The organism is Enterobacter sp. RHBSTW-00901, from assembly GCF_014103115.1.
Classification (GTDB): Bacteria; Pseudomonadota; Gammaproteobacteria; order Enterobacterales; family Enterobacteriaceae; genus Enterobacter; species Enterobacter cloacae_P.
Genome location: NZ_JABXPB010000001.1, coordinates 1,803,680 through 1,816,170 on the forward strand (window position 1 = coordinate 1,803,680; position 12,491 = coordinate 1,816,170).

The window sequence follows — 12,491 nt, forward strand, 5'->3', positions numbered from 1 at the left end:
TGCAGGCCGGGTAAGCGTAGGGTCATCAGGTAAAAAACAGGAACAAATTATTTAACTCTTCATCGTTTATTTAAAGAATGACTATTAAAAACATCACAGAAATTAATTTATCCCACATCACACTTTTCTTCTTCACGCTTTTACATTAAAACAAAAACTGTTGTTTTTCGTTGTAAATGATGTCCTCTTTGGGATCCTGTCTCATGAACGCATATCGCAACATTACCCGTTGCCGCTATATCATTACGCCTGGGCCAACCTGACGTTTTTAATATTCCGTTTATATCGCGTGGATTCGTGGCCACATATGGCCTTCCGTACAGCACGGTATTGATACCTTCAGCGTGCTGGACGAGCCCGCACTGAAGATCCGCGCGCAGATCGAAGCCTGATACATCCCCTCACCCTCGCCCTCCGCCAAAATGGCGAGGGTGAGGGAATAAAACCGGAACACTTTATATATCCCTGCCTTATTTATTCCGCAAAACCACTTACACTCTCATCATGCCCCTTTCACCACCGGTACGTCGTCATGTGCCAGCTTCAGAAAATCCGTCAGTATCAACGGCTTTACCAGCACTACGGTGCGGAGCCAAAGCCCACGACTATTGCTGAAGTTGCTGAGGTCGCGCTGTGCAGTGAACGTCATGTGCGCACGTTACTGCGCCAGCTCACGCAAAGCGGATGGTTAAGCTGGCACGCGCACCCAGGACGTGGACATCGCGCCATTCTGCATTGCCTGGCGACCACCAGTGAACTCAGCGCGCCGCTGATGCACGCTTGTCTCGAAAAAGGGGATTACCAGAGTGCATTACAGCTGGCCGATGGCGATCCGGCCAGTCTGCATCACATCATCACCCCATTTTTGGGCGGGAAATGGCTTAAGCACCAGCCAACCTTGCGTATTCCGTGGTATCGCCCGCTGACGTCACTTCATCCGGCACTACAGCGCCGCCGCGCCGAACAGCATATTATCTGCGCGGTACACGCAGGGCTGACGCGCTATACACCCGGTCAGCCGCACCCGATACCCGATTTAGCCCATCACTGGAATGACAGTGAAGACAAACGCCGCTGGCGTTTTTACCTGCGCAGCGGCGCACACTGGCATAACGGGCAAGCCATTAGCGATGAAGATATTCTCAGTGCGCTGCAACAGGTACTGGCTGACCCGGCACGTAATGTGGGGTTGAGACACGTTAAGGAGACGTCGCTTGTCGCCCCCTGGTGTCTGGAGATAAACCTGAACACGCCTGATGCCATGCTGGCACACCGTCTTGCGCATCACGTTTGTCGTCTTCCGCACCCGCAACAGCCTGATGTCGGTGCCGGGCCGTTTGCCATCGCCCATCACCACTCGCACTACCTGCGCCTTGAGCGCCAGCCCTGGTACTTTGCCGCTCATCCACTGCTGCATGCGATTGAGTTCTGGCGAACCCGCACAGAAGCAGATAAACCGGCGTGGATCACCGTCGGGAAGGGACAAAACGCGCAGGAAGCCATTACCTCGACCAGCGAGGGATTCGCGTGGTTAATGGTGAACGCCACATTGCCCCCACCGCTGGCTGCCTGGCTGCGCCGGGAAATTCTGTCAATTAATCAGCAACATTTTGCCCATCGGGATGATTTAGAAACCAGGACGGCAATACTGCCTGGCCTGACGACACCAGAATATCCGGAAACATCCGGAGTAAAACTTCCCGCCACCCTTGTGCTGGTTTGCTACCACACCCCAGAACTGTGCGAGCTGGCCAGCATGCTGCAAACGCGTCTGAGAAAGCACGGTTGCGAATTGACAATCAGCAGGAAAGATCGCGAAGAATGGCATACACATAACGCACTGACGCAGGCCGATCTGTTGCTCGGTGACTATCTGGCGGGCGGACTTCCGGGATTTGCGCTGGCAGAGTGGTTTACTGACGAACCGGCCTGGGCCACTGCACTGGGCGAAGACATATGGCAAAAAGAGAAGCAGAAGCTGATGGGATATTGCGGGAGCGAGGAGAGCCTGAGTAACCTCCTGCCCTCCTTTTTTCAATCTCTGCTCGAAAGCGGCGCATGTACGCCGCTGTTCCACTATCGCTATCGCATCAACACGATGGAAAATGTGCAGGACATTGTGCTGACGGCCGGAGGCTGGCTTGATTTCACTCGCGCCTGGTTACCCCCCGCTCAGGAACGCACGACCAGCGCATCGTAGCCACGCCAGCGGTAGTTGATCATGGAGATCAGCCAGCAGGCGATAAACAGCCCCACCACCACAAATCCGGCGTTGCCCAGGTTGTCATTAACCTCGCCAATCAGATCCCAGATGCCACCGGTCAGGGCAAATTTGTCCATCAGCAGACCCAGCGCTTCCAGGCCGCCGATAAACAGGGCCACCACCACAGAGGTACCGGTGATGGTCATGTTGTAGTAGAGCTTGCGCTGCGGTTTGTTGAATGCCCAGCCGTAGGCTCCCACCATCAGCAAATTGTCGAGGGTATCCACCAGCGCCATACCGCTGGCGAAAAGTGCCGGGAAGATCATGATTGACCACACCGACATGCCGTTTGAGGCACTGGCGGCGGAGATCCCAAGCACGCCAATTTCCGTCGCGGTATCAAATCCCAGACCGAACAGGAAACCAACCAGATACATCTGCCAGCTCTTGTTTACCAGGCGAAACGTTGCACCAAACAGCCAGTTCATCACCCCACCAGATGCCGGAAGCGTGATGTCGCCGCACGTTGGATGACCGTTTTTCAGCGCCTGAAAATTACGCCAGACGCCACGTAAAATCACCATGTTGACCAGCGCCATCGCCAGCAGAAACGTCGCAGAAACCGCCGTACCAATCAGGCTGCCCGTCTCATGAAACCAGGCCATATTCTTCTGAAACGCCGTGGCCGTAGCGGCAATGGCAATGGAGGCCAGCACCACGATGGTGGAGTGCCCCAGTGAAAACCACGCCCCCACACCGGACGGGCGTTTGCCCTGTTGCATCATCTTACGCGTAACGGTATCAATGGCCGCAATGTGGTCGGCATCCACCGCATGACGCAGTCCGTAGCACCAGGCGAGCAGGCTTGCCGCCATCAGCGCCGTGCTGCCGCTGAAGGTTTGCCAGGCCCATCCCCAGGCCAGAAGATTAGCCATTACCAGAGCCAGCAGCAGGAGCGCCGCACGAGGTTCATTGCGTAAAAGTCGTAACATTTTAAGTCCTTTGTGAACATGACCGGGCGGCGGCAACTACCGCCTGCCCGAAGGAGATAGCCCCATCGCCTGCAGGCAGGTGATGAGGAAAAAGAAGGGTAAAGTCAGAGAGGTAATGACGCAGACGCGCACGCAACAGACGGTTATGTAACACGCCACCGCTAAAACAGACGGCAGTAAGTGATAAGCGCCGGGCATGGAACGCGGCGAAATCAGCCAGTCCTTTTGCCAGCGCATCGTGAAACGCCCATGCGCGTTCGCAGGGCTCAGCCCGCCAGTTCAGCCACTGTTGCCAGAAGAGAGCAAGGTTCTCCACTGACAGCGTAACCGGGTGTTCGACTCCCGCACACTGCGCTGCCAGCGCTTCCAGCCTGCATGCAGCCTCACCTTCATAGCGCTGCTTTTCTGGCACAATGCCCAGCGCACAAGCCACCGCATCGAACAGCCGTCCGCAGGATGAAGCCAGCGGCGTGTTGATACCACGGGACATCGCTGTCGCCAGCAGCGGCCAGTTTTGCATCTGAACGGCTCGCGTTTCCGGGTAGCGCTGCCAGTCCGGCACAAACGCCAGGCAGTGGGCGAATAAATTGCGCCACGGGTGCATTGCTGCCTGATCCCCTCCCGGCAGCGCCACGGCAGGCAACCCACCCAGATGTTCGCAGTTAAGATAGTTAACCCGCAGGCACTCCCCACCCCATAGCGCACCGTTCTCGCCCATCCCGATGCCGTCCAGCGTCAGGGCGATGACATCACCGCCGTCGAGCGGCCAGCCGTTTTCGGCCAGGCACGCCGCGGCATGGGCGTGGTGATGTAATACCGTTTCAATCGGTAACGCCTGTTCTTCCGCCCACTGGCGGGCGTGGTATCCCGGATGCGCATCGCACACCACGCGCTCCGCCTGAAACGCATAGATTTGCTGCATGACCGACAGCGCCGAGCGCCACTGGGCATCAACGCCATCGTCACTGAGATCGCCAAAATGCTGGCTCAGCACCGCCTGGTTACCCCGCACCAGACAGAAGGTGTTTTTCATCTCAGCCCCGGTACACAACATGGCAGGAATATTGCTGAAACCGGCAGGTAACGTGATGGCATCCGGCACAAAACCGCGCGCACGGCGCAGTATTGCACCGTCCCGATCCATCACTGAATCATCCATCTGCTGGAGGATGTCGCGGTTGTGCAGCAGAAAACCGTCGGCAATATCCCCGAGGTCGTCCAGTGCCTGTTGATTATGGATGGCGGGTGGCCTGCCGCTGAGGTTGCCGGAGGTCATCACCAGCGGGCGCTGGCAGTCCATCATCAGCAAATGTTGCAGTGGGTTCGCCGGGAGCATCACCCCCACACAATCCAGGCCCGGCGCGATCGCATCGGGTAATGGAGGCAGCCATGCTTTCGGCGTCAGTACGATCGGAGCCGCAGGAGAGTGCAACAGCACCTGAACCGGCTCCGGCAAAGAACCTGCATGCGGGATCATCACTGCCAGCGGCTTTGCCGGGCGCTGTTTGCGTGCCCGTAGTTTCTCCACCGCCTGCGGGTTTTGCGCGTCGCAGACCAGATGAAAGCCCCCCAGCCCTTTAACCGCAACAATGCCACCGTTTTTTAGCCTCTCAACCGCTGCGCTGAGTGCCTGTTCTCGCGTGGACTGAGCATCACCCGCATGCCACTCCAGCTCCGGCCCGCAGTCCGGGCATGCCACCGGTTGAGCATGAAAGCGCCGATCTGCGGGGTCGAGATACTCCATTTCACACGGCAGGCAGAGCGGAAATGACGCCATTGTCGTGGCCGGACGATCGTACGGCATGGCGCGAATAATGGTAAAACGCGGACCGCAGTGGGTGCAGTTGATAAACGGATAGCGATAACGGCGCTCGCGAGGATCGCGCATTTCGGCCAGGCACGCCGGACAGGTGGCCGCATCCGGCACAATCTGGGTGTCCATCGCCCCAGCCGCACTGTGACGGATGGTAAATTCCTCCGGCAGCGCCGGCCAGACGAACGGCAGCGTGTCGACATTATCAATATGCGCCAGCGGTGGGCAGTCCTGGTGCAGCCTTGCGATGAAGTCCCCCCCATCACCGACAACGCGCACCAGCACGCCCTCACCGTCATTGCAGACATCCCCCGTCAACTGAAGCTGGTGCGCCAGTTGCCAGACGAAGGGACGAAACCCCACGCCCTGCACCTTGCCGCGCACCCGCAACTGCACACCGTTACTGCTCATGGCGGATCAGAACAGCAGAGATGAGCTGGTGTCGAACGCCGCACGACGACGTTTTTCGGCGCTCATCTGTTCGAGCTTGTCACGATCCACACAAACCAGCGCGTGCGTAGGGCAAACTTCCATACAGGCCGGGCCCGCTTCACGGTGGTAGCAGAGGTCACATTTGTTGGCTTCCGCTTTGTCCGCGCGCACGCTCAGCCCCATACCGCTGTTGCGCACAACCGGGCGAACCACCACTTCCATCGCGCCATACGGACAGGCCACCACGCAGGTTTTGCAGCCGATGCAGCGTTCCTGCATGACGTGGACAAACCCTTTTTCGCGTTTAATCGCCCCGTTCGGGCAGACGTTGGCGCACGGTGCGTCTTCGCACTGACGACAAATCGCTGCGGTTGAGATATTCACGCCCTTAATAACATGAATACGCGGCAGGAAAGAATCCGGGGTCAGGGAGGCACAATCCTGCTCCGTCTGGTGGGATACAACGCACGCAACTTCACAGGTACGGCAACCAATGCACTTACTGGCATCGGCCATCATAAAACGGTTCATCTGCTTCTCCAGCATAACAGTCATGCGCGGAGATATTCATAAACCGTGCCAGTTTTTAACCCATTGATTTATATTGATTTGAAATATACGGTGCGGCACTGTCATCGTCACTTATGACGATGACAGCTGTCGACGTCAGCGGTGTGGGCCGTCAATGACAGAATCACGCAGAATAAGCTCACCAGAGAAAGTTTGCTGATATTTGAACTCACCGCCGTCGAGCATGAAGATCAGGCGGCTGATGGTCTCTTTAATCATTTCTGTTACCGGAATGCGCACGCTGGAGAGTGACGGCACCATGTAGGGCGCAATCGCCACATCGTCGAAGCCGATCACCGACACCGCATCCGGCGTGATAACCCCGCTGTCGTGAAGCTGCTTCATCGCCCCGATGGCCATATCGTCGTTACTCGCCACCAGTGCCGTAAAAGTTTCACCGCGTGATAACAGCTCAGAAACGGCCGCCGCGCCGCTGGCCGGGTTCCATTTCCCCTGCGCAATCAGCTCCGGGCGCAGCGCAATGTGATGCTGCACCAGCGCGTCTTTGTAGCCGGAAAGACGCTCAGCCCCGGTCGGGGAATCCAGCGAGCCGGTGATAAACGCAATCTCCCGATGCCCTTTCGCAATCAACTGCGACACGGCGTCCTGGCAGGATGCTTTATGATCTGACCAGACACAATGGCTGCTGTTTTTACGCAAACGACGATTGAGCACCATAATCGGTTGTTCGCATTTTTCGATAATCTCGTCCATCTCATCCACGCTCAAAAAGCGCGGATAGATAATCACCGCATCGCAGCGCATATCGAGCAGGTACTGGATAGCCTCGCGCTCTTCGTCGGCGCTGTGCTTGCCGTCCGCCAGAATCAGCTGTCGCCCCTTCTCTTCCGTCATCCGCGCGGCGTGAAACAGCAATTCGCTAAAGTAGACGCCGTGGTAGAGGGTGTTAGTGACCACCAGCCCCAGCGTCTGGGTACGTTTGGTGGCCAGGTTTCGCGCCAGCAAATTGGGGCGATAGCCGCTCTCCTCAATCGCCTGAAACACCCGGTCTCTGGTCTCCTGGCTGACGTAGCCATTCCCCGACAGCACCCGGGAAACCGTCGCTTTTGAAACGCCGGCCCGCTTCGCCACTTCCAGCATCGTGGTCATGATGTTATTCCGTTTGAAACTGATGGGCGCAGTGTACTGCACCGCAGAAAAATTGTCGCAGCGGCGATATCACGCTTTCAATACCTCAAAGTGATCATCATCACGAATATAAGAAATGTACAAAATGTGATCTTGTTTCATTCAAAGAAACTCATGATGATTATGTGGAACCGGTTTCCTACATATTCTCACCATGACAACAGGATCACATCCGATGGCCAAAAATTATGCCGCGCTGGCGAACGACGTTGTCAGCGCGCTGGGCGGTAAAGACAACATCGTCGCCGTCACCCACTGTATGACGCGCCTGCGTTTCGTCCTGAAAGACGAAACCCTCACCGATGCCGCTCGCCTGAAAAGTATCAGCGGTGTGCTCGGCGTGGTACGCAACGACAACCAGTGTCAGGTGATCGTTGGCAACACCGTTTCTCAGGCTTATCGTGAAGTGATCAGCCTGCTGCCGACGAATCTGCAGCCTGTCGTACCGGAAGGCCCGCAAAAAATGACCCTGCGCCGCATTGGTGCCGGGATCCTTGATGCACTGATCGGCACCATGTCCCCGCTGATCCCGGCGATCATCGGCGGCTCAATGGTCAAGCTGCTCGCGATGATCCTTGAGATGACGGGCGTACTGGCAAAAGGTGCGCCGACGCTCACCATCCTGACCGTTATTGGCGACGGTGCATTCTTCTTCCTGCCGCTGATGGTGGCAGCCTCTGCAGCGGTAAAATTCAAAACCAACATGTCGCTGGCCATTGCCATCGCGGGGGTGCTGGTACACCCGGGCTTTATCGAGCTGATGGCAAAAGCGGCACAGGGCGAGCACGTTGAATTCGCCTTTATTCCGGTAACGGCGGTGAAATACACCTACACCGTGATCCCGGCGCTGGTCATGACCTGGTGCCTGTCGTATATCGAACGCTGGGTCGACCGGATGACTCCGGCAGTCACCAAAAACTTCCTCAAACCGATGCTGATCGTCCTGATTGCCGCCCCACTCGCCATCGTGCTGATTGGGCCACTTGGGATCTGGATCGGTAGCGCCATTTCTGCGCTGGTGTACACCATTCACGGCTATCTGGGCTGGCTCTCCGTGGCAATTATGGGCGCGCTCTGGCCGCTGCTGGTGATGACCGGCATGCACCGCGTGTTCACGCCAACCATCATTCAGACCATTGCCGAAACAGGCAAAGAAGGGATGGTCATGCCGTCAGAAATTGGAGCCAACCTGTCGCTCGGCGGTTCATCACTGGCTGTGGCATGGAAAACGAAAAACCCGGAACTGCGCCAGACGGCGCTGGCGGCAGCGGCTTCCGCCATCATGGCGGGTATTTCTGAACCCGCGCTGTACGGCGTAGCGGTGCGTCTGAAACGCCCGCTGATTGCGAGCCTTATCAGCGGTTTCATCTGCGGTGCAGTGGCCGGAATGGCGGGTCTTGCCAGCCACTCGATGGCGGCTCCGGGGCTGTTTACCAGCGTCCAGTTCTTTGATCCGGCTAATCCGATGACCATCGTCTGGGTATTTGGCGTGATGGCGCTGGCGGTGGTGTTGTCGTTTGTTCTGACCCTGATGCTGGGCTTTGAGGATATTCCGGTTGAGGACGAGGCGGAAAAGGCCCGCGCCCTGCACACCGCCCCGGTTCAGGGCAAAGCAGCACAAGTATAAATTGATAGCGAGGTAAAAATGTCTGTTTTTCCACAAGGATTTTTATGGGGCGGCGCACTGGCCGCCAACCAGAGTGAAGGGGCTTACCGTGAAGGCGGTAAAGGGCTGGCCACGGTCGATATGATCCCCCACGGAGCCAACCGACTGGCGGTGAAACTCGGTAAGGAAAAACGTTTTTCGTTGCGTGACGACGAGTTTTACCCAGGCCACGAGGCGATCGATTTTTACCATCGCTATAAAGAAGACATCGCCCTGATGGCGGAGATGGGCTTTACGGTATTCCGCACCTCAATTGCCTGGAGCCGCCTCTACCCGAACGGCGACGAGCCGCTGCCGAACCAGGAAGGCATTGCCTTCTACCGTGCGGTGTTTGAAGAGTGCAAAAAGTACAATATCGAGCCGCTGGTCACCCTGTGCCACTTCGATGTCCCCATGCACCTGGTCACGGAGTACGGCTCCTGGCGTAACCGCAAAATGGTCGATTTCTTCGCCCGCTACGCCCGCACCTGCTTCGTGGAATTTAACGGTCTGGTGAAATACTGGCTGACCTTCAACGAAATCAACATCATGCTGCACAGCCCGTTCTCCGGCGCGGGGCTGGTGTTTGAAGAAGGTGAAAACGAAGATCAGGTGAAATACCAGGCCGCACACCACGAGCTGGTGGCAAGCGCGCTGGCAACCAAAATCGCCCACGGGGTGAACCCGGAAAACCAGGTCGGCTGCATGCTGGCAGGCGGTAATTTCTACCCGTACTCCTGCAAGCCAGAAGACGTGTGGATGGCGCTGGAAAAAGACCGCGAGAACCTGTTCTTTATCGACGTACAGGCCCGTGGTCGCTACCCGGCTTACTCTGCCCGCGTGTTCCGCGAAAAAGGGGTGGAGATTGTTAAAGACCCTGGCGACGACGCGCTGCTCAAGAACACTGTCGATTTTGTCTCGTTCAGCTATTACGCCTCGCGCTGCGCGTCGGCGGACATGAACGCGGGGAATACCAGCGCGGCGAATATCGTGAAGTCACTGCGTAACCCGCATATTCAGGTCAGCGAATGGGGCTGGGGTATCGACCCGCTGGGCCTGCGTATCACCATGAACATGATGTACGACCGTTACCAGAAGCCGCTATTCCTGGTGGAAAATGGCCTCGGTGCAAAAGATGTCATTGATGCTAACGGCGAGATTAACGACGACTATCGCATCAGCTACCTGCGCGAACATATCCGCGCAATGGGAGATGCAATTGAGGACGGTGTACCGCTGATGGGCTACACCACCTGGGGCTGCATTGACCTGGTGTCGGCATCAACAGGTGAGATGAGCAAGCGCTACGGGTTTGTCTACGTCGACCGGGACGATGCCGGGAACGGCACGCTGGACAGGAAACGCAAGAAATCGTTCTGGTGGTATAAAAAGGTGATTGCAAGTAACGGGGGGGATCTGGCGTAGCCTGTTGCCCTCACCCCAGCCTTCTCCAACAGGGAGAGGGAGAAGGATTTTGTAGGCCGGGTAAGGCGAAGCCGCCACCCGGCATTATTCAGAGCCGGGCGAATCCCCCCTCCCCAACCCACGCTCCCAGCCTGGAATACACCACTTCCACCGCCTCTTTCACTGGCGGTGTCATCGGGTAATAAAACCCCACGATGTCCGGCTGAATACCCAAAAACAGCACTTCACCCACGTCGTCCTTGAGCTGATCCACCAGGTAGTTCAGCGGCATGTTGTGGGTCGTCATCATAAACATCTCAGCGATATCGTCCGGATCGATCAGACGAATTTCACCAGGGTTTAGCCCCATATCGGTGGCATCGACAATCAGTAGCCTGTCCGGGTGCCGTTCGCGAATGGCTACCACGTCGTTTTCCGGGGCACTGCCGCCGTCGATAACCACCCAGTTCCCCTGCGGGTTTGTGGCACACATTTCGGCGAGCAGCGGACCTGCTCCGTCGTCGCCCATCATGCTGTTGCCAACACACAGTAAAACGTCAGTCACGTAATCTCCTCACCATCAGGTAGATGGCGCTCTCCTGATGAATATCATGCAGCATGCTGAGCAACGTTTTGCTCCACGCCTGCTGCTCTGGCGTCTGCATACTGAGCGCAGCATCGAACGCGTTAGCGAGCATTGAAATATGGTTGGCGTCGATAACGATCTCACCGTACTTCGGTACCCCCTCCATTTTGCGCCGCGCCGTACTGCCCTCTTCCAGAGTGGCTATCCAGGCCAGATATTCCGGCCACGGACAGCTTAATGCCGTCTCCAGGCAGTCAATCACCCCGAGGTGATGCCCAATCGCCAGGCTGTAATAGACCACCTGCTGCGCCGCATCCGGCGTGGCATCGTTCTCATCAATAAACTTACGGCTCAGCTGACTGAACACCACCGTTTCACTCATCGGATACGCGCCTCATTAACCACCTGATCCAGGTTCGCCACTATTTCATTGAGACGCGGGTCGTTTTCCGCTTCCAGCCAGCGCGCCACCTGGTGTTCGCCCTGGCTTAGCAGACGCAGATAGTCATCAGCAATCTGACGGCCATAGCGATACCCCGCCAGTTTGCGTGCCATGCGGTCAACCTTCACGCGCAGCGGCTGCACCATATCCGGGTGCAGAATCGCGGCAGGCTGGTTGTCGAGCTCGCCCGGTTCACGGGCGTGGATTTTCTGCTCCAGCAGGCCCAGCGCCATTGCAAAACCGTACAGCGTCGCGGCAGGCGTTGGCGGGCAGCCCGGGATATAGACATCCACCGGCACGATTTTGTCGGTGCCACCCCACACGCAGTAGAGGTCGTGGAAAATGCCACCGCTGTTACCGCAGGCTCCATAAGAGATACAGATTTTTGGATCGGGCGCGGACTGCCACGCGCGCAGCGCAGGCGAGCGCATAGCACGGGTGACAGCACCGGTAAACAGCAAAATGTCCGCATGACGCGGCGATGGCACCACTTTGATGCCAAAGCGTTCAGCATCAAACAACGGTGACAGTGTGGCGAAAATCTCGATCTCACACCCGTTGCATCCGCCACAGTCCACGCGATAGACGTAGGCCGAGCGTTTGATTTTTTTCAACAGCGACGCCTTCATACTGGCGATGGATTCGTCCACCGTCATCGGCACCGGAATGCCGTTGTCATCGCGTGGGCCCAGTAGGTTTTCCATCAGCTGGCCTCTCTCATATGGCGGGTTATATCAATACGGTCAGACGGCAGCAGGCACTTCTGACGTTTGCACTCCGGGCAGGTTTCAAAGCTTTCGCGATGGTGTTCCGCGCGGACATCACCGTTGTGTTTTAGCAGTGCAATGGCGTAGTCGATCTCTTTTTGCACGGCAAACGGACGTTTGCAGACGCGGCAGTTGCACAGGTGAAAGCGTGACTGCTGCAGGAAATCCTCTTTCTTCCACACCGCCAGCTCGTACTCCTGCGAAAGGCGGATCGCCACCGTCGGGCAAACCTCCTCGCAGCGGCCACAGAAGATGCAACGCCCGAGGTTGAACTGCCAGGCCAGCTCTCCGGTTTTCAGGTCAGTTTCCACCGTCAGGGCGTTCGACGGGCAGGCATTGACACAGGCCGCGCAGCCGATGCACTGCTGGGGGTTGTGCTCCGGTTTGCCACGAAAGTTTTTATCGACCGGCATCGGCTCCAGTGGATAGTTGCTGGTCTGGGTGCCGGTTTTGATCACTTTTTTGATAAAGGTAAACATGACGAGTCC

General features: G+C 57.1%; 11 protein-coding genes. 3 read left to right on the forward strand and 8 right to left on the reverse strand.

Annotation, left to right across the window (positions count from 1 at the left end):
• Window positions 1-532 precede the first annotated feature (532 nt).
• Window positions 533-2,200, forward strand: a complete 1,668-nt coding sequence (locus tag HV318_RS08640; RefSeq protein WP_182272429.1) for an SgrR family transcriptional regulator — start codon at window positions 533-535, stop codon at window positions 2,198-2,200.
• Here HV318_RS08640 and HV318_RS08645 read toward each other — a convergent pair.
• The 4 genes from HV318_RS08645 to HV318_RS08660 all read right to left on the reverse strand — a co-directional run bounded on the left by HV318_RS08645 (window position 2,173) and on the right by HV318_RS08660 (window position 7,120).
• Window positions 2,173-3,195, reverse strand: a complete 1,023-nt coding sequence (locus HV318_RS08645; RefSeq protein ID WP_182272430.1) for a HoxN/HupN/NixA family nickel/cobalt transporter — start codon at window positions 3,193-3,195, stop codon at window positions 2,173-2,175. The two genes, HV318_RS08640 and HV318_RS08645, sit on opposite strands and share 28 nt — an antisense overlap.
• 1 nt (window position 3,196) lies before the next feature.
• Window positions 3,197-5,419, reverse strand: a complete 2,223-nt coding sequence (hypF, locus tag HV318_RS08650; RefSeq protein WP_182272431.1) for a carbamoyltransferase HypF — start codon at window positions 5,417-5,419, stop codon at window positions 3,197-3,199.
• A 6-nt stretch (window positions 5,420-5,425) separates the two neighbouring features.
• Window positions 5,426-5,971, reverse strand: a complete 546-nt coding sequence (gene hydN / locus HV318_RS08655; RefSeq protein ID WP_182272432.1) for an electron transport protein HydN — start codon at window positions 5,969-5,971, stop codon at window positions 5,426-5,428.
• Window positions 5,972-6,106: 135 nt separating this feature from the next.
• On the reverse strand, window positions 6,107-7,120 hold the full coding sequence (locus tag HV318_RS08660; RefSeq protein ID WP_182272433.1) for a LacI family DNA-binding transcriptional regulator: 1,014 nt from the start codon (window positions 7,118-7,120) through the stop codon (window positions 6,107-6,109).
• A gap of 214 nt (window positions 7,121-7,334) precedes the next feature.
• Between HV318_RS08660 and ascF the strand changes: the two genes are divergently transcribed.
• Window positions 7,335-8,786 (forward strand): PTS cellobiose/arbutin/salicin transporter subunit IIBC, encoded by a 1,452-nt coding sequence (gene ascF, locus HV318_RS08665; protein ID WP_182272434.1) that lies wholly within the window; start codon window positions 7,335-7,337, stop codon window positions 8,784-8,786.
• An 18-nt stretch (window positions 8,787-8,804) separates the two neighbouring features.
• Window positions 8,805-10,229: a 6-phospho-beta-glucosidase gene (locus HV318_RS08670; RefSeq protein ID WP_182272435.1), complete on the forward strand. Its 1,425-nt coding sequence runs from the start codon at window positions 8,805-8,807 to the stop codon at window positions 10,227-10,229.
• Between the two features lie 88 nt (window positions 10,230-10,317).
• Here the strand turns inward: HV318_RS08670 and hycI are convergent, their stop codons facing one another.
• Genes hycI through HV318_RS08690 form a run of 4 tightly spaced genes read right to left on the reverse strand, consistent with a single transcriptional unit; the run spans window position 10,318 to window position 12,482 of the window.
• Window positions 10,318-10,773, reverse strand: coding sequence for a hydrogenase maturation peptidase HycI (gene hycI, locus HV318_RS08675; RefSeq protein ID WP_182272436.1), 456 nt, complete (start codon window positions 10,771-10,773; stop codon window positions 10,318-10,320).
• The gene (gene hycH, locus HV318_RS08680; RefSeq protein WP_182272437.1) at window positions 10,766-11,176 is read right to left on the reverse strand and encodes a formate hydrogenlyase maturation HycH family protein; all 411 of its coding nucleotides are present in this window, start codon (window positions 11,174-11,176) and stop codon (window positions 10,766-10,768) included. The genes hycI and hycH overlap by 8 nt, the downstream gene beginning before the upstream one ends.
• Window positions 11,173-11,940, reverse strand: coding sequence for an NADH-quinone oxidoreductase subunit B family protein (locus HV318_RS08685; RefSeq protein WP_182272438.1), 768 nt, complete (start codon window positions 11,938-11,940; stop codon window positions 11,173-11,175). Before HV318_RS08685 ends, hycH begins: the two co-directional genes overlap by 4 nt.
• Window positions 11,940-12,482, reverse strand: a complete 543-nt coding sequence (locus HV318_RS08690; protein WP_182272439.1) for a formate hydrogenlyase complex iron-sulfur subunit — start codon at window positions 12,480-12,482, stop codon at window positions 11,940-11,942. Before HV318_RS08690 ends, HV318_RS08685 begins: the two co-directional genes overlap by 1 nt.
• Window positions 12,483-12,491 lie beyond the last annotated feature (9 nt).